Genomic DNA, 24,953 nt, shown 5'->3' on the forward strand with positions numbered 1-24,953 from the left:
CCGTCATCGACTTCGTAGGTGGCTTTTACTACTTTCTTTTCTCCCTCTTTCAGTTTTTGATAAGCGGGATCTGATGAGTCAAAACTCCATGTGCCGTTTTGGTTGAGGGTAAGTCCGGCAACGGGGATTTTGAGGTTGTAGGTCAAGGCATCGCCGTCGGCATCGGTGGCGTTCAGGCTGCCTGAAAGTATGCCGCTGTCTTCTACAGCTTGGGCATTGCCGGGCTGTGCGACGGGAGCGGTGTTTTTGCTGGTATAGCTGCGATCGGCATCGGCTGATGCGCTGTTGCCGGCGGCATCGGTGGTGGTTATTGAGGCGTGAACTTGGGCGGTTTGTCCGGCGGCATTTTTCAGGGAGCTGCCGGGTACGCTGGTTTTATAAGTGCCGTTTGTGCCGACGAGTGCATCATACGTTTTGCCGTCGGGGGTGGTGATGACAACGGTATCACCGGGGTTGGCATTGGTTACTTTGCCGCTGATGGTGATAAAGCCGTTGGTTTCGGCGGCGGTTACGATGTCGTCGCCGGCGATTTTGTCAATGGTGATGACGGGTGCTGCAGCTGCCAGTTTGACGGTGTAGTCATGGGTGGTGCTGCCGCTGCCGGTGTTGCCGGCGGCATTGGTGGTGGTTACGCTTGCTTTGATGCTTGTAGCGTCTTTCAGTTCGCTGCCGGACAGGTTTAAGCTGAAGCTGCCGTTGTTGCCGACAACGGTTTTATGGGTTTTGCCGCCGATGGTTATGGTTACGGTGTCGCCGGGGTTTGCGCCGACGACTGAGCCGCTGACGATAACGCTTCCGCCAGCTTCTTTGCCGTTGAGTATGTTGTCGGCGGTTACGTCGTTGATGGTTACGGTAGGCGACGGTGTTTTGGTATCAACGCTGTAGTCATGGCTGATGCTGGCGTGTCCGGTGTTACCGGCTTTGTCGGTGCTGCTGACGGAGGCGGTGATGCTGTTGTCTTTTGCCAGTACGCTGCCGGGCACGGATACTTCAAAGCTGCCGTTTTTGCCGACGGTGGTGGTGTATGATTGACCGCCGACGGTTACGGTTACTTTGTCGCCGACTTTGTATTCACCGGATACGGTGCCGTGTACGGGTATGTTTTGTTTGGATTCGGCAGCGTTGATGATGTCGTCGGCGGTGATGCGTCCGAGACTGACGGACAATGCCGGCGGGGTGGTGTCAGGCATGCTGACGGAAACGTCGCCGCCTTTGGATGTGCTGTTATTTTTGTTGTTGGCGTGTATGGCTGCTGCCAATCCGCCCAATAATCCCAATGCGCCGAGTATGCCCCATGCGCCTGCACCGCCCACAACGGCTGCGCCGGCGATGGGTAAATCTTCCGCTGCGCCGCCGACGATGGGAGTGAAATCTTGTGCCAGTGCGGCTTGTACCGGGGTGATGGTGTCTTCGCCTGTGCCGGCTTGTATGCTGATGGGATCAATGTGGGACTGATGTAATTTAATGTAGCCGTCGTCGTAGCCGTAAAGTTGTCCGTTGCTGCCTTGCAGGCTGATGTCGTCAAACTGGTAGTAGTCTTCCAAAATTACTTCGGGCTGGGTTTTGTCGTTGCCGAATAATTCGAGGTTGCTGCCGCTGCGCTCGGCACTGATGGCTTCGGGTGACAGATCACCCAAGGCGTTGTCCATGATTTCGATTTTGTCGCCCGCTTTAACTTTTAATACAACGGGTTGTGATTTTGCGCTTTGCAATACTGCGGCGTCGCCGTTTACTCGTAATGATAACATTTTGATTCTCCTGAAAAATAAACTAAAAAATTAAACTGAATGATTAAAAAAATTAGGTGCGGCAAAATTCGAAATACATCGTCGGTTAATGGATTTCTGTTTGATTGGGTTGCGTTGTATGGTCATAAATATTCTGTTGTACAAATAATTTAAACGATGCTTAAAACACGCGAAACACGCGAAACACGCGAAACACGCGAATTCCAAAGCATCGTTTTTAATTTTTGAATAGCTGTCTGAGCCATGTGTATTGTGTGCAAAATAAAAAACAGTTATTTTTAAACTGCTTTATATTGTATAAATTATTTCATGTTATATAAATTATATTTGTTAATCATATTGTTTTATGAAAATCTATCACTGTTAGTTACTATTTCTATTTTTATAATTTCAGTTTATTTCTTAAACTGAATGCTTTGCTTTTTAACTTTATCGGACATTAATACCAAATTATTTATTTGATGTTAGTGTCGTCTGTATTTGTACTTCAACCACGGCAAAACCCGCCTGCCGTTTCGCTGCTCTTTAAAGAATCTAATATTTGCTGAATTACTGCGATTTCATCTCTGCTACGCGCTGCATTTGCTGCATGATGTTATTTACATCCAACCAGCCCATGTTATTAAATAATATCGAAATAATACTAAATATGCAGGCAATCAGCAAAAGATATGCCAGATAGCCAATGACTACTTTCCATGCACTTATGCCTTGACTGAGATAAACAAAACCCCAAAATTGCACCAACATAATCCAGATTTGCCAAAATATGCCCGGCAAAGTAAATATCTCCGGCCAGTAAAGCATCAGTAATTCGGGAATAATTAAGGCTTCCGTCAGTAAAACAAAACCGAAAAGCCGCATTCTCGGCGCGCCGAAATAATGCAAAATACGGCTCATGATTTGACTTAATACAAACCATTTTAATGCGGTAAATATGAGTGAAAATGCAATGGCTGCCGGTTCTTTACCAAATACGGGCGACATGGCGGCAGCATTCACCAGTGAAACAGCTGCCAAAACGGCAATGGTGATTGCCCATGAATAACGATAATGTGCTGCCGGCGCAAAGCGCAGCCGAATAACCGCAAAAAAATCCAATAAAAACGTGTACATGTTCACTTTCGTAAATACGTTTCAGGCAGCCTGAAATATAAAAAAAGCTGTTGTCAGTTCAAGCAGCTATTAATAATAATTTACACACTCATGTTTAATTTTTCATACTTAATTTCTGCTTTCTTGTTAATAATAACTTTAAGTAATAGTAACAAAAAAATACTAATTTAATTTCAGGTGATTGACTTTTTACCCAACAGCAAGCCGGTTTCAATATGCGGTGTAAACGGAAACTGATCAAACAGCGCGGCGTGATGTATGCGATGGGTTTGTGATAAGGTTCTGATATTGTCATGTAAACTGTATGGATTACAGGAAATGTAGATGATGCGGTCAAATTGCTGCAACAACCGAAGGGTTTTGTCATCGATGCCAGCGCGCGGCGGATCAACCAATACTGTAGAAAATTGATATGCCGATAAATCAATCTGTTGTTCATTTAAGCGTTGGAACACACGTTCCTGCCGATATGCTTGGGTGAATTCTTCAGCAGACAGCCGCACGAAAGCCACATTATCGGCTTTGTTGGCGGTTTTATTCCACTGTGCCGCTGCAATTGCCGTTTTAGAAATTTCTGTTGCCAAAACCCGCCGAAAAACACGCGACAGCGGCATGGTGAAGTTACCGTTACCGCAATACAATTCCAGTAAATCACCGTTCAAATCCTGCCCCGCCGTTTGCACCCACGCCAACATTTTTTCGCACACGCCTGCATTGGGCTGGCTGAATGCGGATTCCGGTTGGCGATACACAAACATTTCATCATTTACACACAAATTTTCAATGACATAATCACGATTCAAAACGACTTTTTGTCCTCGGCTGCGCCCAACCACCGATACATTTAATTCACGCGCTAAATCAATAGCGGCGGCGTGCCACGCGTCATCTATTTTTTTGTGATAAATCAGCGTAATAAGATTGTCATCGCTTTGCGTGGTTAAAAAATCAACTTGATATAAACGGTTTTTGAGTATTTCGGTTTGATTGATTTCAGCCAGCAGCAACGGCATTAACCGCCGAATATGCGTGTGCGCTGCCGCAAAATCGGTTAATCGAATGACACTTTTTGCCGACGGCTTTTCTCCGGCAACAAACATGGCATAACAACAAGTATCCCGTTCGTGCCACACTCGAAATTCGGTGCGCATCCGATAATGATGCGGTACAGACGAAAATACCGCCCAATCGGGCGGGTTAAATTCAGCGAACAAAGTTTGTACAAGCTCTTGTTTTTTCTTTAATTGCTGCGCGTATTCACTTAATAAATTCATTATTTCTTACAACATTTCTTAACAACAGATAATTTTAATTCGACTTACTTGACAACGCAAAACAAACTATTTGATTTTGTTATTTCTATCAACACATCAATTACAGCATCCAGGCAACCGTATGCAAGCTGCCCGGAAGTTATTTGTTAATTGTAACTTTGGATAATTATATCTTAAAAATAATTAACTTGAAATATCCAATCTTGAAATATATTCCAACAAATTGACTTTCCTGTGGTATGCCTTGCCGTTTCCCGCTATAATGCCAAGTAATTTTTCAGACGGCTGTGAGCCGTCTTTTATTTATTCTGCTTGACCTTCAAAAAACCATGACCACGCCAGCCGAACTTGCCGAACACGTTGCTCACCGCCGCACTTTTGCCATTATTTCCCACCCCGATGCGGGTAAAACCACGCTTACCGAAAAACTATTGCTGTTTTCAGGTGCGATTCTGTCTGCCGGCACGGTCAAAGGCAAAAAATCAGGTAAATTCGCCACTTCCGACTGGATGGAAATCGAAAAGCAGCGCGGCATTTCTGTTGCTTCATCGGTGATGCAGTTTGATTATCGCGCCCACACCGTTAACTTGCTCGACACGCCGGGGCATGAAGACTTTTCCGAAGACACCTATCGGGTACTAACCGCCGTGGACAGCGCATTGATGGTGATTGATGCCGCCAAAGGGGTGGAAGCGCAAACCATTAAATTATTAAATGTCTGCCGCCTGCGCCACACCCCAATTGTTACCTTCATGAACAAATACGACCGCGAAGTGCGTGATTCACTGGAACTCTTAGATGAAGTGGAAAACATTCTCAAGATTCGCTGCAGCCCCGTTACTTGGCCCATCGGCATGGGTAAAAATTTCAAAGGCGTGTATCACATTCTCAATGACGAAGTCTATTTGTTTGAAGCTGGTAGCGAAAAATTGCCGCATGAGTTTGAAGTTATTTCAGGCATTGATAACCCTCTGCTGCGCGAACGTTTTCCGCTGGAAATGCAACAATTACACGATGAAATTGAACTGGTTCAGGCAGCCTCTCATGAGTTTAATTTGGCAGAATTTCTGGCAGGCAATTTAACACCCGTCTTTTTCGGCTCTGCCATCAATAATTTTGGGGTTCGTGAAATTTTAGATGCCTTGATTGACTGGGCGCCGCCGCCGCAGCCTTGTGTTGCCGTTGAACGGCAAGTCAGCCCCGATGAAGCTGCTTTTTCAGGATTCGTCTTTAAAATTCAAGCCAATATGGACCCAAAACACCGAGACCGCATCGCTTTTTTACGTGTGTGCTCCGGTCATTTTGAACGCGGCATGAAAATTAAACACCTGCGCTTGAACCGAGATATTTCCGCCGCCAACGCGGTAACATTTATGTCGCACAACCGCGAACTGGCAGAAGATGCGTTTGCAGGCGACATCATCGGTATCCCCAATCACGGCAATATTCAAATCGGCGACAGCTTTTCCGAAGGTGAATTGCTTACTTTCACCGGTATTCCATTTTTCGCTCCTGAGCTATTCCGCAGTGTTCGCATAAAAAATCCATTAAAAATGAAACAATTGCAAAAAGGTTTACAGCAATTGGGTGAGGAAGGCGCGGTTCAGGTATTCCGTCCGCACAATGGCGGTGATTTGATTTTGGGCGCGGTCGGCGTCTTGCAATTTGAAGTGGTTACTGCTCGCCTTGCCGCTGAATACAGTGTGGACGCAGTTTTTGAATCGGCTTCCATTTGGTCTGCACGCTGGGTGTCTTGCGATGACGCAAAGAAATTGGCTGAATTTGAAAAAGCCAATGCCTTAAACTTAGCCACCGATGCCGGCGGCAACCTCGCCTACCTTGCGCCCAACCGCGTTAATTTATCGCTTACCCAAGAACGCTGGCCAGCAATTCAGTTCCATGAAACACGGGAATTGACGGCAAAGTTGAATGGGTAAAAAAACACATATTCATACCAACCCATGCCGAATAAGCTGTTCTGTTTCCGTTCAATAACAGCCAATCTTTTTAAAGAGAGGCTGTTATTACGGTTCTCAAATTAGAGTGATTTGGACATTCTCTGTACACAAGTTTATATTCCTATGCGTTGGTACAGCACAATCCATGTGTGTGCGGAAATAAACCACTGTATCAATCAATTGCAACCTGAACCTTTGTCGGTTTTAGAATGTACAGTACATCAGGAGAAATCGCCACCAATAACCCGCGCTTGCCGCCGTTGATGTAGATTTCAGGCAAATCAAAAATACCGGCTTCCGCATATATCGGCAACGGTGTTTTAATGCCAAACGGGCTGGTGCCGCCCACCAAAAAACCAGTCCACTTGTTTGCCTGCTCAGGTGGGGCGGGCTCAAGGTGTTTCATGTTTAAATCACGTGCCAATTGCCGTACAGAAATCTGTTTGTCGCCGTGCATCAGCACAATTAAGCCTTGTTTTAATTCATTTTGCAGCACAATGGTTTTAATAACAGCATGTTCGTCCACGCCCAATGCCGCTGCCGATTGCGCTGTGCCGCCATGCGGTATGTAAGCATATTCATGCGCCTTAAAAACCGCTTGATGCGCACGTAAAAAACGAATGGCTTGGGTTGTCGGATAGCGTGATTTATTCATAGCAGGCTGCCTGAAAAACAAATGAACGATTTAATTTCACAAAAAAACATGTTTCGGTGACTGCACTGTATGGCGGCTTTATAAAAAATGTAATTGACGGCGCAATGATGAGAAAAATACCCTCATGGTTTTAAAAGCGTGCGGGCACAAAATGAACTGCCGCGATATTTTGAAGAAATCAGGCTCTATGCTAACATAACTGCCGCTTGTTTATCATTCACAATCGGGTTATCGTTTACAAAGGAAATTAATCATGGCAATTCAGTATCACCACGCGGGAAAACGTTTATCAGAAGCCGTTGTTGCCAACGGCTTGGTTTTTTTGGCAGGGCAAGTGCCAAGCAATGAAGATGCGGGCATCACCGAGCAAACCGAAAATGTGTTGGCACAAATCGATACCATTCTTGCTGAATGCGGTTCAGATAAAGCACATATCTGTGAAGCAGTGATTTATTTGCCTGATTTGGGCAACTACGACGGTATGAACCGTGCATGGGATGCATGGGTGGTTGAAGGCAAAACACCGGCACGAGCTTGCGTTCAGGCAGCCTTAGCCAACCCAAAATGGAAAGTGGAAATTAAATTAACCGCCGTACAAAAATAATTTCATTATCAGGACACATCATGAATAAAACCATTATTCACACCGATAAAGCACCCGCCGCCATCGGCGCGTATTCACAAGCCGTTCGTGCCGGCAATACCGTTTATTTATCAGGACAAATTCCTTTGGTCCCTGAAAGTATGACGGTGATAACAGGCGGTTTTGCCGAACAGGCGCACCAAGTATTCAAAAATTTACGATCAGTTGCCGAAGCGGCAGGCGGCAGCTTAAACGACATCGTTAAACTCAATGCTTATTTAACCGATTTAACCCATTTTGCTGCGTTTAACGAAATCATGGCGCAATATTTTGATGCGCCGTATCCTGCCCGCGCCGCCGTGGGTGTGGCAAGTTTGCCCAAAGACGCACAGGTGGAAGCCGAAGCGGTGTTGGTATTGCGGGAAAATTGATTACTTACTGCGATGGTTTCTAAGCCATTTCTGTGTAAGCAAAATGGCTGTTTTTTTTCAAGATTGATACGCAAATGGCGCATTACATCATTGGCGATATTCAAGGCTGTTTCGCCGAACTGCAAACTTTGCTGGCAAAAATAGGCTTCGATGCCGGACGTGATACGATTAGTTTTGCCGGTGATTTGGTTAATCGCGGACAGCAATCGCTGGCGGTGCTTCGCTTTGTCAAACAGCATGACACCTGTATGCAAACCGTATTGGGTAACCACGATTTGCATCTTTTGGCATTGGAATACGGCGTGGGTAAAATCAAACGCGGCGATACGATCGGCGAAGTTTTACAGGCGGCAGACGGCAGTCATTTATTGGCATGGCTGCGCACACAGCCTTTAATGATTAATCTCAGCAACAATGATGTGCTGGTTCACGCCGGTTTGTGGCATCAGTGGTCTATTGAGGAAGCGCAAACATTGGCAGAGGAAGCCGTGCGGCAATTGCGGCACACGCCGCGCGTCTTCTTTGATTATATGTACGGCAATCAACCCGCTGTTTGGCAAGAAAATTTGAGCGGGCAAGACCGCATTCGATTTATCGTAAACACAATGACGCGCATGCGCGCCATTACCCGAAAAGGCGCGCTGGATTTTGACTTTAAAAGCACATTGGCAGAAATGCCGCCGAATTTAAATCCGTGGTTTGCCGTTGCAGAACGCCGAAATACAGATAAACGCATTGTTTTCGGGCATTGGTCGGCATTGGGTCTGCATCGGGAAAACAACACTGTTTGCTTAGACAGCGGCGCACTGTGGGGCGGTGAACTCTCTGCTTTGTGTTTGGATAATAATGAAATTATTCAGGTAGCCGCTCAAACCAAACAAAATTGGCAGCATGGGTAAATCCCAATACAGAACAAAGCGTTTGCCAAAATTTGTGTACTGTAGTAGATTGAAACCAAAGCACGTTGCGTTAAAAATATTCACTTTATACATTCAGGAGTCTGTTTATGAAAAAAATTCTGTTCTCAAGTTTGGCAGTTTTGGCTTTGAGTGCTTGCGCCGTTCACGGAAACAAGCCTGTTGTTGATCAAGCCGCAAGTGTACCTGAAGAAATTGTGGTGGATACCGCAAAAACACTGGCATACAACTGCGGTGAACAAGGACGCGATAAATTGGAAGTGGTGTACGGAATTAAGGACAATGATTTGGTTGTGGCGATTGTTACTTTCCAAAATCAAAAATCACCGTTATTACTGCGCGACAAAAGCATTACCGATACCAATACTTATGTTTCCGCTGCCACTGGCATCGCGTGGTACACCCAGCCGGCAAGTGTTGCCACTTTGGAAACCGCTAAGGGTTTGCGCTTAACTCAGCCGCAAATTGATAAAGAAGTTGATGCTACCGGCAGTATTGACAACAAAGGCAATGAAGTCATTGAAGAAACAAAAACCACTGCTGTGATTCCACAAATTGTTACCGCTGAATGCAAATTGGACAAAAAAGCCACTGCCGCATTACAAGCCCAAGCAGAAGCAGCAGATAATTCTGCAAAATAAACGAACTGCCGGCTGATAAAAGCCATTGCTGTGAACTGCACCCCTAAGATTTGGACACACAAGCCAACAAGCGGTGCAGTTTTTTATTGTCAGCACCGTTATCAACAACAATTAATGGCAGCGGTTATTCTCTGCCCCGCCACATTTGATAATCACGTAAAGGGGGTATCGGCGGATTAAGGCAATGCGGGCAAACACCTGTATTATCCTCATCGTCATCACCACTAAAATGCAATTCATCGGGATTAAACCGGCTTTGCTGTAATACCGCATTCGCCAGTGCCTGCGCTTGAATGACATCAAAATCATGTGTGTGTAAAATTTCTGCCAATAACTGCCGCTCCGCTGTGCTGAAATTTCGGCTGTACTGCGTAATCATCACAGCATAATCGTTTTGCCGAATTTTTTGCCTGATCCAGTCATCAACGTTCATCTTAAAAGCCCAATGGTTTTGAAATATAAATTTTGTATTTTAAATACCTGTATTCTAAAACGAGTTTAACCCAACCGCTTCAGAAAAACAGCGAAATAATTCACGCACACAAATCCGTTATCTGAAACAGATTGCTTTTCCATAAAAACAACTGTTCTCTGCTGCAAACATTTTAATTTCAGGCAGCCTGAAATTAAAATACCTGCCTTTTAAGTGTATGAATGCTTGCGGGGGCAATCCGCACGCATATTCAATCTTTGAAACAGCTGATTGCTGCGTTTTGAATTCAAAAAATGTAATTCAAAAAATTCAACAAAATACACACAGGCAAAATCCATGCACCGTGAAATTGCCGTACAATTCCTGCCTTATTGCCGTCTTGATTTGTATTTGGAGCAAGTACCATGTGGAAGTGGTCTAAACGTCTTTGGGTGATTGTGTACACAGTCTGTGCCTTTGGTTTATTGCCTTTGGCAACGGCACATATTCGCCCTGTATGGCTGCAAACATGGTTTGCCCGTTTGCCTGTATCACGCCGATACAAAACAGAATCACCGGCGGTTCGGCTGCGTTTGGCTTTAGAGCATTTAGGGCCCATTTTTGTGAAATTCGGGCAAGTGCTGTCCACACGCCCGGATTTAATTCCCGAAGATTTCTCCCGTGAATTGGCAAAACTGCAAGACAATGTACCTCCGTTTGACGGTCAAACCGCAATGGCACAAATCGAACACGGTTTAGGCAAGCCCATTGATGAATTGTATGCTGTGTTTAATCCCAATCCCGTGGCAAGTGCATCGATTGCGCAAGTACATCAAGCACATCTCTTTAATGCAAACGGCGGAGTTGGACAAAAAGTAGCCGTAAAAGTGTTGCGCCCTGATATTTTGCCTGTTATTGAACAAGATTTGGCATTGATGCGGTTTTTGGCATTTTGGGCAGAACGTTTGTTTGCCGACGGCAAGCGTTTAAAACTTCGGGAGGTGGTTGCTGAATTTAATCAATACCTGCACGATGAATTGGATTTAATGAAAGAAGCTGCCAATGCCAGCCTGTTGGGGCGGCAGTTTTCAGGCAGCCCTATGCTGATTATTCCTGAAGTATATTACGACTATTGCGCCCGCCAAGTATTGACGCTGGAATGGATGAACGGTTTGCCGATTGCCAATAAAGCCGCCTTAATGCAGGCGAGCATTAATTTAAAACAATTGGCACGATACGGCGTAGAAATCTTTTTTACCCAAGTGTTTAACAACGGTTTTTTTCACGCCGACATGCACCCTGGCAATATCATGGTGGCGGCAGACGGACGTTATATTGCTTTGGATTTCGGTATTGTCGGCACACTTACTGAATACGACAAACGCTATTTGGCCATCAATTTTCTGGCCTTCTTTAACCGTGATTACCACCGTGTTGCCACCGCACACATTGAATCGGGCTGGGTGCCCGCCGACACACGCGCCGAAGAATTGGAAGCATCAATACGGGCTGTGTGTGAACCGATTTTCAATAAACCCATTTCACAAATTTCATTCGGCATGGTGTTGATGCGTTTGTTTGAAACCAGCCGCCGCTTTAGTGTGGAAATTCAGCCGCAATTGGTGTTACTGCAAAAAACCTTGCTGAATATTGAGGGGCTCGGGCGGCAGCTCGACCCCGACTTGGATTTATGGGATACCGCCAAACCATTTTTAACCCGCTGGATGAATGACCGCGTCGGTCCCAAAGCCTTGTGGCGGCAAATCCGCCAAGAAGCACCGGATTGGGCACAAATTCTGCCGGCTTTGCCGCGCAAACTCAATCATCTGCTAGATGAAAACCGCACACAAGAAATGCGCGATGCATATTTGCATTTGCTGCAAACCCAACGCCGCCAAAATATGTGGCTGGCTGTGATTGCTTTTGCTTTACTCGCGCTGTTATTTTTAAAGTAGCTGTCGCCAAACAATCATTTATCTGTTCACACAGATATTGTAATTATTATGCGTTTTGGCACTTGTTGTTGTATCATGCCGATTGTTTTTGACAAACAACTTATGTTCAGTCAAGTCAATCAGCACATAATTACTCATTTACTTTTATTGCGTTTGTGTTTTGTTTTTAATCATTTTGGTGTGAATTATGCCCATTTTGCCGCGTTGCCTGAAACATTCTTTCTGGTTTCTGTTTTTCTCCACAGGATTTGCCCAAGCGCAAACCCTGCAGTCAATCCTTTCGTCTGCACTGATTAACGACCCAAAAGTGATTGAAGCGGAGACCAATCAGAAAAGTGCTGAAATTTCAGTTAAAGTTGCCCGTTCCGGACATTTGCCGACTGTAGCAGTGGTGGGCAATCAAATCGTTTCTCAACGTTATGACGACGGCCGAGCCACCGACAACAAAACCGACGTTGGCGTAGAAGGAAAGCTGAACTTGTGGTCATGGGGCGGCGTTAACGCAGGAGTTGATAAAGAGAAAGAAGCCGCAGAATACTATCGTCATCAAGTCAATGCAGTAAAGGAAGATTTGGGCAGTACCGTCGGACAATTATATTTAACCGCCCTGAGACAAAAAGACAACCTGGCGGTCTATCACCGCAATTTAGAACGCCACAATAAAATTATCCGTGATTTGGAAGTGATTGCCAAATACGACCAAGGCCGCCGCTATGAATTAACCCAAGCCAAAGCGCGTAAATTACAAGTTGAATCCAATATTTTGCAAACCAAGCAAGCCATGGATTTGGCTTTGAGTCAATTAAACCGCTATACAGCAACCAGAGTAACCGAAGCAGATTTAATATCGCCGTTTACCAGCATGAATTGGACTGACTTTGTTCAGCATTACCAAAGTCCTGATTTAACCAATTTGCCCGGCTATCAAGCGCAGCATTCTGCCGTAAAAAGTGCTGAAGCAGATTTGCGTGTTAATCGCGCTGCACAATTGCCCGCGCTGAATTTAAACAGCTATGCTTCCAATGACCGCAAAGAAGTCTATTTCTCTTTGTCTTGGGATATTTTCAATTTGGGCAAGCATTATTCAGTGGCACAAAGTTCAGAAGCCATTACTGCCGCCCGTGTCCGTGCCGAACAAATCCTTCAGGAAGAAGAAGAACAAGCCCGCTCCGCTAAAATCAATATGGAGCAAAACAGTGCACGTTTTGATCAAACCAAAAGTTTGATTGCTGCTCAACAGCAAGTGGCGAAAGCCTATGAATTGCAATTTAAAATTGCCCGACGCAATTTAATTGACGTATTAGACGCTTACAGCGAATTATCCGGCGTAGAGTTATCGCACACCAGCGCACAAAGTGATTACCGCGATGCCGCTCTGGCTTATTTGCGTTCACAAGGTAAAATTGCCGACTGGGTTTACGGCACGGGCGGTTATAACGCACCGGCACACGGCGGCAATATTATGCTGGCAGACAATGATTCTTCTGCCACTGATGCCGTTCCGACAGCCTCAATACCGGTTCAAGTACCCTCCTCTTTGGTACTGAGCGGCACCGCACCGATATGGAATAACGATACTGCTTTCTGGTCTATTCCGCAAAACCAACCCGTTTCTTCAACAGCAACCACATTGGCTTTTTCATCGGAAAAAACAACAGTACCCACCAGCACATCAAAAGAATCTGAAATTTTTGTTACTAATATTGCGTCGCCTTCCGTTGATATTCCCAGCAAAGAATTGGTGTTAAGAAGCTATTCTTCATCATTGTGGAATATCATACCTGCCTCTGCACCAATAAACATTGCGGCAAGAAACACTGCGGCAAAAACACGAGTCATTTCAATCCCTGCACCACAACCCTCTATAGCGGCTAGCCTTGGAACAGCGTATCCTGTGGAAGTTCTCAGCAAACCGACACCGGCAAACCAAGACACGCTGTGCTTATTTATTCAGGAATACGGCAAAAAACGCCAAGCCGAAGGTTTTGGGGCAAGCTCCGTAAACAACTACAACTGTGTCGAGACACACCTTACCGAGTATGAAAAACGCACTGTGCCCGCTGCCATTCAATCCGTAACTTTAAGCAATACCAGCGATACCCATTTACCTGTGTGGCAAATCCCTGCACAGCAGCCTATTGCCGCAGTTACAGAAAGCAAACCCCTGCTTCCGATGGTTACGGAAAGTAAGCCCCAACCTGCTTTGGTGGAATATCAACCGCTCCCGCCTGCAATTCCCTTAAAAGAAATCCCGATAAAAGAAGCACCGACTGCAATCGTTCTGCCTCTGCCTGCGGTGGCAGAAAACAAACCGATGCAAAGTGTCGCTCCAATACAAAGTGTTGCACCGGCACGAAATCCTGTACCGGCACAGCAAAGCACACAAGAAAAACCATTTGCTGTCAATAATTTATATCGAATGATTAAACAATACGGCAAAGGTAAACCCCGTACTGATACTGTAGAATAAGCATCACCGATGCAATAAATACCAATATGCACTTATCTACGCTGCAATCAGAATACAGAAACCGCCGTGATGCGTTCAGCGAGTCTTTCCGCTTGCGCATTCACTGCGCTTTGAGTTGGTTGAAAAAAGCGGAACAAGAAGCAGATGTCGATTTTGACATCTGCTTTATTTCTTTGTGGATCGCATTCAATTCCGCTTATGCCAAAAGATTGCCCGAATTGTCTTTCAGCCAGCCTGATCACCATGTTTTGCGTGCATTTTTGCAGCAAGTATGTGCTTTGGATACAGACAATAGCTTATATCGCTTGGTGTGAGACGTTTTTCCAAGCAGTATCCGTTTGTTACTGAACAACTACTATGTTTTTCAACCATTTTGGGCATTTCACAACGGGCAAATCAGCGAAACGGCATGGCAGGAAGCATTTAACCTTGCCAAACGAAAAGCGCATCATGCTTTGGTAGCCAAAGACACCGATACGATATTAACCGTGGTTTTTGATCGGCTATACACCTTGCGCAATCAAATCATACACGGCGGCTCAACCCATAACAGCAGTGCTAATCGGCAACAATTAAAAGACGGCTGCGCATTTTTAAGCCAATGTGTGTACTTGATTATTGCCGCTATGCTGAAGCACCCCCAATCAAAACCGGGGTGAGCCGTTTTATCCTTTCTTGAAAAATTAATCTGTTTTCTTTTCCTCCACCTGCATTACTAACTTGTTGTGGGAAAACCACAATACTCACATTCTACGCATCAAAATTTTTTGATATTTTATAAATTAAATGTTATAGTACTCATTCAATTAAATACTTGGGGAAAACTATCATGTTTTGTCGAAATATCAGTAAAACAGATCGCATTATTCGTATTATTCTTGGTTTGGTGTTATTGGCTTTGGTATTTGTGGGTCCGAAAACAGCTTGGGGCTGGATTGGTTTGTTTCCGCTGATTACCGGTTTGGTTGGTTGGTGTGGTTTATATACCTTGCTGGGCAAAAAGAGCTGTGCACCGAAGCAATAAATTTTTTGAGGGGTGTAAAATAAAACCGCTGAAATCCGATTAGTCTCAGATCTCAGCGGTTTCATTGTCAGCATCATTTTTACCCAGCAAACTCTTGCATCGCATCAGCTAAGGCTGCCTGAAAATAATCCGCCGAAGCACGATCAAACAATAGATAAAAACACGGCTCATCTGTTTGTGAAACATTGATAATAACCACGTTGATTCTTGCCACTGAACTTTGCACCACCTCGCCCGGCATAAATACCGATACAGACAAATCCACACCACACAGTTTTGCCATCATTTCAGGCAGCCTGCTGCCGCTGACGGCGAACCACGCGTGGCTGTCTTGGCGCGGCAGCCCATAACAATCTGTGCTGTCTTGCCAATCTTGTTCCAATTGAGCAATCCGCTGCGTTTCTGTCGGCTTATCCAGCAGAAAAAACTCAGTCTGCGACAAGCGAGCCAGCCATTCGCCATTATTTTGGCAAACCGCCTGATTGGGTTTTTCAGGCAGCCTGTAACCCATCTGCGCCAAACGCGCAGCAACTTGCTTACCGCGTATGCCAAAACGTGCTGAATCGGTAAAATCATCAAGCCGCATATCCATTACTGTGTTGATTGTATTCATCATCACATCTCCTGACGTTTGCCGTCGGCATCATAAAACGGGGTTTTGCACACAACCGCATCAACGGTTTCGCCGCCCGCAACTTTAATCGGCAGAACACTGCCTTCCGCCGCTTGTTCGGGGTGGCAATACGCCAATCCGATAATGTGTTTGAGCACAGGCGAGTATTCGCATGAGGTAACGTTACCGCTGATGCCGCCATTTTTATCCAGCACCAGCTGCCCTTCCAGAGGTTTGGTTTTATCGGGGCTGAGCATAAAACCCACCAAACAGCGTTTCAATGCTTGTTTTTCCAAAATTTCAAAGGTTTTTTTACCAATGAAAAACGGTTTTTTGCGCCCGATTGCCCAAGTCATACCCACTTCACCCAAATGCGTCATGCCATCTGTGTCTTGCCCAATGATGATGTGTCCTTTTTCCAAACGCAGCAATCGCTGGGTTTCCACACCAAACGGGCGAATGCCTTCTTCCTTGCCCGCTGTCATCAATGCGTCCCACAAAGCAACACCATAGCGGGCAGGAACATGAATTTCATAGCCCAACTCACCCACAAAACCAACACGAATAAGACGGGCGGGTATATCACCGATATAGCCGACACGCACGGCTTGATACGGAAAGGCTTCACCACTCAAATCAATGCCGCCACACACTTTTTTCAGCACTTGCCGTGATAAAGGTCCCGCCAAATTCACCACCGCCAAAGCGGCGGTTACATTGGCAATGTCCACGTCCAAACGCCATTGCGCATTCCATTTAAGCATGGCACGATAAACACGGTCGATACCGCTTGTGGTGGCAGTAACGTAGAAATGATTTTCTGCCAAACGGCAGCACACCCCATCGTCAATCAGCACGCCGTCTTCCCCCAGCATCAGCGCGTAACGGGAACGGCCAATCGCCAGATTGCCAAAACCAAACGTGTACATGCGGTTAAGCATTTCATGTGCATCAGGACCCCGCAATTCAATGCCGCCCAGAGTGGACAAATCAATTAAACCCACCCGTTCATGTACACACACAGATTCCGCTTCAATATTCGCCAAACGGTTTGCGGCATCACCATAATAAGCGGGACGCTGCCAAGCACCTGCCATCATCATGTGTGCGCCCAAGGCGATATGACGCGGGTGTATGGCCGTTTGACGGTACGGATTGAATGAACGCCCTGCCAAATAAGATAATTTTTCCTGCCCAAACGGCGGCCGTGCGGTGCTGACGCCGATTTCTGACACACTGCGCTGCGTGGCTTCAGCCACCAAACGGGCAGTATTCAAGGCACTGTGCCGCCCTTGTGAAGGACCCATACCCACCGTAGAAAACCGCTTCACCAGCTGAATATCACGGTAGCCGTATGCCACGGTGTTTTGAATGTCTTTGCACTGTAAATCTTCATCAAAATCAACAAATTCTTTGCCTTCAGGGTGCGGAAAAATCGGCCATTCGGCATTGGTTTGTGTTTCAGGTAGCCACGCGGGTTCTTGGGCTTCTTTGCACAAACCCAAAGCATGTAAAGCACGATTGGCGGCATATCCGCCGTCTGCCAACACGTTGGTCAAAGCATGATGCCCGTTTACTGAGCCGGCAATAAATACATTTTCAGGCAGCCCATTAATGCTGAATGCAGCGCGTGCATCGCCATAATGCAATTGCGCACCTGCTTGACACAATAATTGATAGGCGGGCATATAGCCTGCGGATACACACAGCAAATCACAATCAATACGCTGCGGCTGTGCCGAAGTTTGCCCTTTACCGACAATTCGACGCACATCCACTGCGGTTAAAGTGTGTTCTTTGTTTGCCAATGCTTCATAAACAGCATAGCCGATATAGCACGGAATCCGTGCCTGATTCAAAGCAGCGGTCATTTCGATACTGGCTTGGCTGCGCATATCCACCACCGCAGCCACATCCACGCCCTGCTCTGCCAAATCCAAAGCAGCCAAATAGCCGTCATCATTGGCAGTAAAAACCACAGCGCGCTGCCCGGGTTTCACCGCATACCAGCGCATCAGCCGTTGTGCTGCGCCGCTGAACATCACACCGGGCAAATCATTGTTACGAAAAACGGCAGGCTGCTCAAATGCACCGCCGGCAGCAATACACGTTTTGGTGCGTACTTTATATAAGCGTTTGCCGCAAATTATCGGTAAATAATTGTCGGTGAACCAAGCATTGCAGGTGGCTTCGGTCATGATGCGGATATTCGGGTGCTGCTGCACCGCTTTGATGAGTTGTTCCGCTTGTGTTTCTGCATTTTCACGCACCACATCAAAACGCGCCCAAGTGAATGCACCGCCGATAATCGCTTGTTGTTCAACCAACAATACCTTCGCACCGCCTTCGGCGGCAGTTAAGGCTGCCTGAAGACCCGCCGGTCCTGCACCAATTACCAAAACATCGGTAAATAAATATGCTTTGTCGTAATACTCGGGTTTTACCGCCAAATTCAAACGTCCTAAACCCGCTTTTTTGCGGATAATCGGCTCCCATTTTTGCCACACCCCCCGCGGTTTATAAAAAGCGCGGTAATAAAAACCCACCGGCATAAAACGGGAAAATTTACTCAATAAAGCATCACGGTCATGCTTCAGGCTGCCTGAATAATTTTGACCTTCTGCCGTCATGCCGTTTTTAACCGGCGTTAAATCCGCCAATACATTGGCTTCATCAGGCAATTGCACCAATGTGTTGGCGTCCTGCCCCGCCATCGTCAATACGCCGCGCGGACGGTGGTATTTGAATGAACGCGACAACACTTTTTGCCCATCTGCCCACAAAGCAGAAGCGATGCTGTCGCCCGCCAAGGCAGAATAAGATTTGCCTTCAAATTGAAATTGAACGGTTTTTGTGCGGTCAATCAACATGCCCAAAGGTTCAGGTAATCGATTCGGCGTGTTCATACTGTTTCTCCCTCGGCAAAATCCACGCGCTGTGCGTAGATTTCTGTTGGATCAAAGGTGCGGATAATTTCATCGCTTACAGTATGCCGTTCGGCGATAAACCAATAATTGCTGGCATTGTGCAGCCACCATTCACGCACCACGCCCGCAGTGTTGTCATGATTAAACACATAGTCCGCCCATTCGGCATGGCTGCATGTTTGCGGATTGGGCATGGTTTTGACTTCGCCGCCGTAACTGAATTCACTGATATTGCGTAACCCATTAAGCGGGCAAGGCATGAGTTTCATGGTAATGTCTCCTTAATGGCTGGCGGCGGTTGCGCCCATTTCATTGACTTGTTCAAAACGCGAGAAGCGATCCAAACCAAAAGCACGAATCAATTCCGGCACTTTACCGCCGTCGGCAACCAATTGCGCCATGGTCTTGCCGCAAATCGGTGTGGCTTTAAAACCCCAAGTTCCCCAACCGGCATCTAAATAATAATTATCAATCGGCGATAAACCCATAATCGGGCTGTAATCGGGTGTCATGTCGGTGATGCCCGCCCATTGGCGCATTAATTTGGCATTTGCCAAAAACGGAAACATTTCCAACGCACTTGCCAATAAGCCTTCTTTTAAATCCAAAGTAGAACGGGTGTTGTATAAGGGATAAGGGTCTGAACCGCCGCCGATTAAAATTTCACCGCGTCCGGTTTGCTGCACATAGCAATGCAAGGCAGAAGAACTGACCAGCGGCGTTAAAAACGGTTTCACCGGCTGGGTTACCATGGCTTGTAAAGGATACGTATGAATTGGCGCACGAATACCCGCCATGCGCATCAGCACCGAGCTCATGCCCGCCACAGCCTGCACCGCCGCGCCGCATTGCACTGTGCCGCGATTGGTTTTGACGGCGCGAATACGATTATTTTCAATCACCAAATCCGTTACTTCGGTTTTTTGGTGAATTTCTACCCCGCGCGCGGCAGCACCTTTGGCATAGCCCCACGCCACGGCATCATGCCGTGCAGTCGCGCCGTCGATGTGCCACAAACCCGCTATAACCGGCAGATGACCCGGATCTAAATTCAGCTGCGGCACGAGTTCATGAATTTGCTGCCGATCCAGCATTTCACTGCGCCCGCCCAAATGATTATTGACTTCAACCCGCTGACGAAAAGCCCGAACAGCGGCATCGGTGTGCGCCAAAGTCAGTTGCCCGCGCTCGGAATACATGATGTTGAAGTCAAATTCGTTGGAAAGGTTTTTAAAAAGTTTCACCGATTCAATGTAAAATTTCACCCCTTCAGGCGTGAGGTAATTGGAACGGATCACCGCTGTATTGCGTGCGGTGTTGCCGCCGCCCAAATAACCTTTATCCAGCACCGCCACATTGGTAATGCCGTGGTATTTAGACAAATAATACGCCGTTGCCAAACCATGACCGCCTGCACCGATAATAACCACGTCGTAAGCCGGTTTTAAATCAACTGGCGGCGGTAAATCAGGCGCAAAAGATTTGCCGAATAAACCGTGTTTCAAGAGCGAAAATGGCATAGCAGCACCTCCTTGTGCGTTGTGCTTATTTAAAAACCACGGTTCTGTCGTTGTTCAGAAAAATCCGATGTTCTAAGTGAAAGCGAACCGCCCGTGATAACACCACCGTTTCATTGTCGCGGCCGATACGCACCAAATCATCAGGCAAATGATGGTGATCCACTCGGGTTACTTCCTGCTCGATAATCGGTCCTTCGTCCAAATTTGAAGTAACATAATGCGCAGTTGCACCAATCAGTTTCACGCCGCGCATATAGGCTTGATGATAAGGTTTTGCCCCTTTAAATCCAGGTAAGAACGAATGGTGAATATTGATGGCGCGCCCGTCTAATTTGCGGCACAAATCATCAGACAGTACCTGCATATAGCGCGCCAACACCACCAAATCCACGGCTTCTTCTTCGACAATTTTCATCAATTCGGCTTCTTGGCGCGGTTTATTGTCTTTGTTCACCGGCAAATGCACAAAACGTATGCCTTCGCGCTCTGCCATCGGGCGCAAATCCAAATGGTTAGACACCACAGCGGCAATGGACATGTTCAGCTCGCCTTTTTTAAAGCGATAGAGTAAATCATTGAAGCAATGATCGTATTTACTCACCATGATCAGTACACGCGGCGGCTTCAGGAAACTGAACAATTCCCAGCTCATATTCAATTTTTGCGACACCGCATCCAGCCCTTGACGGAACTCAGGGCTATCGCTCTTATCGGTTTTTTGAAACCGAAATACCGTACGCATAAAAAATTTTTGGCTGTACGGATCGTCAAATTGCGCCATTTCCACGATGTAGCAATTTTGTTCTGCCAAATAGGAGGTGAACGCCGCCACAATCCCTGTGGCTGCCGGACCGATAATTTTGAGTACAAACTGCTCTTGTGCTTGAGGTTCCATGCTCTTCCTTTCAAATAAACGATATTTTAATTTACTTTTTAAATATAAATTCAAATTTTATATTTAAAAAAATAATATTGTTTTTAAGGGATAAATGTAAATTTAATTTCATTATGCAAATATGATTTTCAATTGTCCAGCATCTGTTGCGTAAATAATACACTGTTACAACAAGATTGATTAACCGTTTTGCCCAAACTGCTCCTTTTTCAGGCTGCCTGAAATTCTATTTGCTTTTTGAACAAAAAATAAAACAATAAATTGATTTTATTATATTTTCGTTAAAAATAGCTTCTTAAATTCAATACACCTGCCTCACTTTACATCAGTAAAAACAATATTTACAACGCATTCATTCTGCATTTCACATCAGGAAAATTTCTTCGGCATGCGGCAAACAGACCAGCATATTCATACGGCGACGGCATTTTTTAAACATAAAATTCAATTTCTTTTCTTTACAAATTTAAATACTTTGCAATTTATTTAGATTTGTACGTACTTTTTAAGCAATTAAATTTGAATAAAACAAAATTAAACAATACATCTGTGTTATTTTTTTAAAGAAATGTATTTTTTTAAATTTTCTTGTTGCACAGCAATATTGAGTGGGCTAATGTAAAAAAACAGAAGCAAACCACTTCTCTCAAACACAATCAGCTCACTTAAGCAACGAAAGGAACTTCGTTATGGCATCAACTTCCGTAAAAACTTTGCTCTTGTCTGAAAAAGACGTTATCGAAGCAGGGGCAACCAATATGGCGCAGTGCCTTGAAGTGATCGAAGACGTATTCAGATTACTGGGGCAAGGCGATTATTTGATGGGCGGTCCATTGGAAAACGAACACGGGCAAATGATTTATTTCCCGAAAGAACAACGTTTTCCGGGAATGCCGGTAACCGGACCGGATCGCCGTTTCATGGCGATGATTGCTTACTTGGGCGGCAAATACAACATTTGCGGCGAAAAATGGTATGGCTCCAATGCCGAAAACCGCAAACGCGGCTTACCGCGCTCGGTGCTCACCACCATTCTTAACGATGCCGATACCGGCATTCCGTTCACCATCATGTCAGGCAACATCATCAGCTCCATGCGCACCGGTGCTGTTCCCGGTGTTGCTGCCAAATATTTGGCACGCAAAGGTGCAACCAGCGTTGGCATCTTGGGCGCAGGCGTTATTAACAAAGCCTGTTTGCTGTCCATCAAAACAGCCGTACCCACCATCACCGAAGCCTATTTGTACAACCCGACACCTGAGCGCGGCAAAGCATGGGCAGCGGAGCAATCCAAAGAATTGGGCATCGATGTTAAATACGTATCTTCTGTTGAAGAAGCCGTTCGCCCCGCCGACATCATCACCATTGCCACTTCCGGCGATGTTTTCCCGCGCATTGAAACCGAGTGGATTAAACCCGGATGCTTGGTAACCTTTACGGGAGACGCCGATGTAGATGCCGATGCTTACACCAACAATACCGTGGTTGCCGACAACTGGAAAATGCACGAGGCCTTCCTTGCCGATGGCAGAGAACACCCCAACGGCGTAGAGGCTGTCGGCGTAGTTGCCCCAACCTACCATTTACTGGAACACATCGAAGCCGGCCGCTATGTACCCAAAAATATTGTCAATTTAGGCGACATTGTTTGCGGCAGAAAGAGCGGCAGAAAAAGCGATGATGAAATCATCATGTTTTTAACCGGCGGCATGCCCGTGCATGATTTGGCTTGGGGCAAAACGGTTTATCAAAACGCCGTTGCCAAAGGATTGGGCGTTGAATTCACATTCTTCGGTGAAGCACACTGGAAATAAACTGCTCAGGGTTGCTTTTGTATTTTTTTGAATAGTGAGAAACAGCGGTTATTTGTGTCATTAAGCGATAAAAATCACCGGAAATCAGATTAAATCCGGATTTCCGGCGATTTTCCCTAAATTGCACAGGAGACAACATTCTCGAATGATTTAGCCTAAGCATCTGAACACCGTTTAAAAATTTTTCACGCCATCGGTTCAACAAAAATCTTTACTTTCAGGCAGCTGTCGGATTAGTCCACAAAACCTGTGGATAAGTCTGTGAATAAGTTGTTCGTGAGTGAGAAAAAAACCGATAAATGAACGCCCAAAGCCCAATTGCTTAAAAAAGCAGCTATTAAATATTTTATTAAAATCAATAATTTAATTAAATATTTGTTTTAAATAAATAAAAATAGCAGCCACAGCATCAAGCCTTTGTCTTACTTGATGATTGTGGATAATAAACACCCAAAAAACCTTTTTTGTTCGACAAATTGCTGTTTTTAATATTGCTGTTTGCGGTTCTAAATCCGATGACCTTGAAACGGCGGCGGATAAGCAACACAACGAAATACCCTTTCTCTTTCTGCACACACTTCAACTTCGGGAGGTTACATCATGAACACTTTGGCACATTTACGAAAATTCAGCGGCGTGATGCTGATGCTGACCGCATCGGCACAAGCATTCGCTGAAGAAGCCGCCCCCGCACTCGATACCGGCTCTACCGCGTGGATGATTGTGGCGGCAGCACTGGTGGTTTTGATGTGCATGCCAGGCTTGGCAATGTTTTACGCGGGTATGCTGCGATCCAAAAACGTGTTAAGCGTATTTTCACAGTTTTTGGCAACTGCCGGCGTGGTAGCGGTGTTATGGGTTATCTTCGGCTACAGCATTGCCACCGATACCACCGGCATGGTTGAGGGTGAATACACGCTTCACAGTTTTGTCGGTGGTTTGTCTGCCGCTTTTCTAACCAACATCACACCCGATACCCTCACCGCCGGCGGCATTCCCGAAAGCGTGGTGGTGGTGTTTTTGCTGGCATTTGCCATCATTACGCCCGCATTGATTGCCGGCGGCTTTGCCGAACGCATGAAATTTCTACCCGCCGTATTGTTTATGGCATTGTGGTTCAGCTTAGTTTATGCGCCAATGTCGCATATGGTTTGGGGCGGTGCAGGTTCATTGATGCACAATTGGGGCGCATTGGATTTTGCCGGCGGTACTGCGGTTCACATTAACGCTGGTGCAGCGGCTTTGGCAGCAAGCCTCGTTGTCGGCAAACGCAAAGGGTATCCTTCTCAATCCATGCCGCCGCACAATCTGGCTATGTGCGTCATCGGCGGTGCGTTTGTGTGGGTGGGCTGGTTTGGCTTTAACGCAGGTTCAGCAGTTGCCGCCAATGGTGTTGCAGGTATGTCTTTGCTCAATACCCATTTGGCCGGTTGTACCGGTATTTTGGGTTGGATTTTGATGGAATACTTGCGCAATGGCCGCATCAGCACATTGGGGCTGATTTCAGGCGGCTTGGCAGGTTTGGTTGGCATCACGCCTGCTTGCGCTTACGTGGGTGCAATGGGTGCGTTGGTTATCGGCTTCGTTGCCGGTATGGTTTGCTTCTTTTCAGTCAGCGTGATGAAACGCCGCTTGGGCTATGACGATACCTTAGACGTATTTGGTCTGCATGGCATGGGCGGTATTGTCGGTGCGCTTTTGACCGGCGTTTTCTGTATCCCCGAATTGGGCGGCTCAGTTGATTTGGGAGACCGCAGCGTTATCGGGCAAGTCTTGGCACAATTCGCAAGCATCGTCTTCACTTTGGTCTATTGCTTCGTTATCAGTTGGATTATTCTAAAAGTATTGGACAAAACCATTGGCTTGCGCGTTGATGCAGAAGCCGAAAGCGTTGGTTTAGACGTGAGCGAACTCAACGAGCGTGCTTACACCGCATAAAAAATAATTCCGGCATACAAACAAAACACCGCATAATCTGCTGAAAGGCAGGTTATGCGGTG

The 24,953-nt window shown here is 46.1% G+C and carries 22 protein-coding genes; 12 read left to right on the forward strand and 10 right to left on the reverse strand.

Features of this window, described 5'->3' with window-relative positions; translation table 11 throughout:
- From Q384_RS05225 to trmA, 3 genes are all read right to left on the reverse strand, one after another.
- A partial coding sequence (locus Q384_RS05225; protein WP_037586413.1) for an Ig-like domain-containing protein occupies positions 1-1,748 on the reverse strand: 1,748 nt, incomplete at its 3' end.
- Between the two features lie 549 nt (positions 1,749-2,297).
- Positions 2,298-2,864 carry a hypothetical protein gene (locus Q384_RS05230; RefSeq protein ID WP_037586415.1) on the reverse strand — a complete coding sequence of 189 codons (567 nt, stop codon included), beginning with the start codon at positions 2,862-2,864 and terminating at the stop codon, positions 2,298-2,300.
- Positions 2,865-3,037: 173 nt separating this feature from the next.
- Positions 3,038-4,138: a tRNA (uridine(54)-C5)-methyltransferase TrmA gene (trmA, locus tag Q384_RS05235; protein ID WP_037586418.1), complete on the reverse strand. Its 1,101-nt coding sequence runs from the start codon at positions 4,136-4,138 to the stop codon at positions 3,038-3,040.
- Positions 4,139-4,467: 329 nt separating this feature from the next.
- On the opposite strand from trmA, the gene Q384_RS05240 reads away from it, so the two are divergent.
- Positions 4,468-6,075: a peptide chain release factor 3 gene (locus tag Q384_RS05240; protein WP_037586420.1), complete on the forward strand. Its 1,608-nt coding sequence runs from the start codon at positions 4,468-4,470 to the stop codon at positions 6,073-6,075.
- A 193-nt stretch (positions 6,076-6,268) separates the two neighbouring features.
- On the opposite strand, the gene Q384_RS05245 is transcribed toward Q384_RS05240, so the two are convergent.
- Positions 6,269-6,751: a YbaK/EbsC family protein gene (locus tag Q384_RS05245; protein WP_037586421.1), complete on the reverse strand. Its 483-nt coding sequence runs from the start codon at positions 6,749-6,751 to the stop codon at positions 6,269-6,271.
- Between the two features lie 253 nt (positions 6,752-7,004).
- On the opposite strand from Q384_RS05245, the gene Q384_RS05250 reads away from it, so the two are divergent.
- The 4 genes from Q384_RS05250 (at position 7,005) to Q384_RS05265 (ending at position 9,323) form a co-directional block, all read left to right on the forward strand.
- Entirely contained in the window at positions 7,005-7,355 is a 351-nt protein-coding gene (locus Q384_RS05250; RefSeq protein ID WP_037586422.1) for a RidA family protein, read from the forward strand.
- A gap of 20 nt (positions 7,356-7,375) precedes the next feature.
- Positions 7,376-7,765 carry a RidA family protein gene (locus tag Q384_RS05255; protein WP_037586423.1) on the forward strand — a complete coding sequence of 130 codons (390 nt, stop codon included), beginning with the start codon at positions 7,376-7,378 and terminating at the stop codon, positions 7,763-7,765.
- 74 nt (positions 7,766-7,839) lie between these two features.
- On the forward strand, positions 7,840-8,664 hold the full coding sequence (locus Q384_RS05260) for a symmetrical bis(5'-nucleosyl)-tetraphosphatase (RefSeq protein ID WP_037586424.1): 825 nt from the start codon (positions 7,840-7,842) through the stop codon (positions 8,662-8,664).
- A 107-nt stretch (positions 8,665-8,771) separates the two neighbouring features.
- Positions 8,772-9,323, forward strand: coding sequence for a hypothetical protein (locus tag Q384_RS05265; protein WP_037586425.1), 552 nt, complete (start codon positions 8,772-8,774; stop codon positions 9,321-9,323).
- 124 nt (positions 9,324-9,447) lie between these two features.
- Here Q384_RS05265 and Q384_RS05270 read toward each other — a convergent pair whose 3' ends face one another.
- Entirely contained in the window at positions 9,448-9,756 is a 309-nt protein-coding gene (locus tag Q384_RS05270) for a hypothetical protein (RefSeq protein ID WP_037586426.1), read from the reverse strand.
- Between the two features lie 404 nt (positions 9,757-10,160).
- Between Q384_RS05270 and ubiB the strand changes: the two genes are divergently transcribed.
- The 5 genes from ubiB (at position 10,161) to Q384_RS05290 (ending at position 15,184) form a co-directional block, all read left to right on the forward strand.
- Positions 10,161-11,690: a ubiquinone biosynthesis regulatory protein kinase UbiB gene (gene ubiB, locus Q384_RS05275; RefSeq protein ID WP_037586427.1), complete on the forward strand. Its 1,530-nt coding sequence runs from the start codon at positions 10,161-10,163 to the stop codon at positions 11,688-11,690.
- Between the two features lie 187 nt (positions 11,691-11,877).
- Positions 11,878-14,160, forward strand: a complete 2,283-nt coding sequence (locus Q384_RS12610) for a TolC family protein (protein ID WP_051940500.1) — start codon at positions 11,878-11,880, stop codon at positions 14,158-14,160.
- A gap of 26 nt (positions 14,161-14,186) precedes the next feature.
- Entirely contained in the window at positions 14,187-14,474 is a 288-nt protein-coding gene (locus Q384_RS13775; protein WP_211251084.1) for a hypothetical protein, read from the forward strand.
- A 24-nt stretch (positions 14,475-14,498) separates the two neighbouring features.
- Positions 14,499-14,819 (forward strand): hypothetical protein, encoded by a 321-nt coding sequence (locus Q384_RS13780; RefSeq protein ID WP_211251085.1) that lies wholly within the window; start codon positions 14,499-14,501, stop codon positions 14,817-14,819.
- Between the two features lie 170 nt (positions 14,820-14,989).
- Positions 14,990-15,184, forward strand: coding sequence for a YgaP family membrane protein (locus Q384_RS05290; protein ID WP_037586428.1), 195 nt, complete (start codon positions 14,990-14,992; stop codon positions 15,182-15,184).
- A gap of 79 nt (positions 15,185-15,263) precedes the next feature.
- Here the strand turns inward: Q384_RS05290 and Q384_RS05295 are convergent, their stop codons facing one another.
- Genes Q384_RS05295 through purU form a run of 5 tightly spaced genes read right to left on the reverse strand, consistent with a single transcriptional unit; the run spans position 15,264 to position 21,139 of the window.
- Positions 15,264-15,800: a sarcosine oxidase subunit gamma gene (locus tag Q384_RS05295; protein WP_156956456.1), complete on the reverse strand. Its 537-nt coding sequence runs from the start codon at positions 15,798-15,800 to the stop codon at positions 15,264-15,266.
- Positions 15,800-18,703 carry an FAD-dependent oxidoreductase gene (locus Q384_RS14260; protein ID WP_037586430.1) on the reverse strand — a complete coding sequence of 968 codons (2,904 nt, stop codon included), beginning with the start codon at positions 18,701-18,703 and terminating at the stop codon, positions 15,800-15,802. Before Q384_RS14260 ends, Q384_RS05295 begins: the two co-directional genes overlap by 1 nt.
- Positions 18,700-18,993 (reverse strand): sarcosine oxidase subunit delta, encoded by a 294-nt coding sequence (locus Q384_RS05305; protein WP_037586431.1) that lies wholly within the window; start codon positions 18,991-18,993, stop codon positions 18,700-18,702. The genes Q384_RS14260 and Q384_RS05305 overlap by 4 nt, the downstream gene beginning before the upstream one ends.
- Before the next feature lie 12 nt (positions 18,994-19,005).
- On the reverse strand, positions 19,006-20,244 hold the full coding sequence (locus Q384_RS05310; protein WP_037586432.1) for an FAD-dependent oxidoreductase: 1,239 nt from the start codon (positions 20,242-20,244) through the stop codon (positions 19,006-19,008).
- A gap of 25 nt (positions 20,245-20,269) precedes the next feature.
- Positions 20,270-21,139: a formyltetrahydrofolate deformylase gene (purU, locus tag Q384_RS05315; RefSeq protein ID WP_037586433.1), complete on the reverse strand. Its 870-nt coding sequence runs from the start codon at positions 21,137-21,139 to the stop codon at positions 20,270-20,272.
- Between the two features lie 689 nt (positions 21,140-21,828).
- On the opposite strand from purU, the gene Q384_RS05320 reads away from it, so the two are divergent.
- Positions 21,829-22,953 carry a tyramine oxidase subunit B gene (locus Q384_RS05320; protein WP_037586434.1) on the forward strand — a complete coding sequence of 375 codons (1,125 nt, stop codon included), beginning with the start codon at positions 21,829-21,831 and terminating at the stop codon, positions 22,951-22,953.
- A 600-nt stretch (positions 22,954-23,553) separates the two neighbouring features.
- Positions 23,554-24,891, forward strand: a complete 1,338-nt coding sequence (locus Q384_RS05325) for an ammonium transporter (RefSeq protein ID WP_037586435.1) — start codon at positions 23,554-23,556, stop codon at positions 24,889-24,891.
- Positions 24,892-24,953 lie beyond the last annotated feature (62 nt).

It is taken from the genome of Stenoxybacter acetivorans DSM 19021 (assembly GCF_000745895.1).
GTDB classification, from domain to species: domain Bacteria; phylum Pseudomonadota; class Gammaproteobacteria; order Burkholderiales; family Neisseriaceae; genus Stenoxybacter; species Stenoxybacter acetivorans.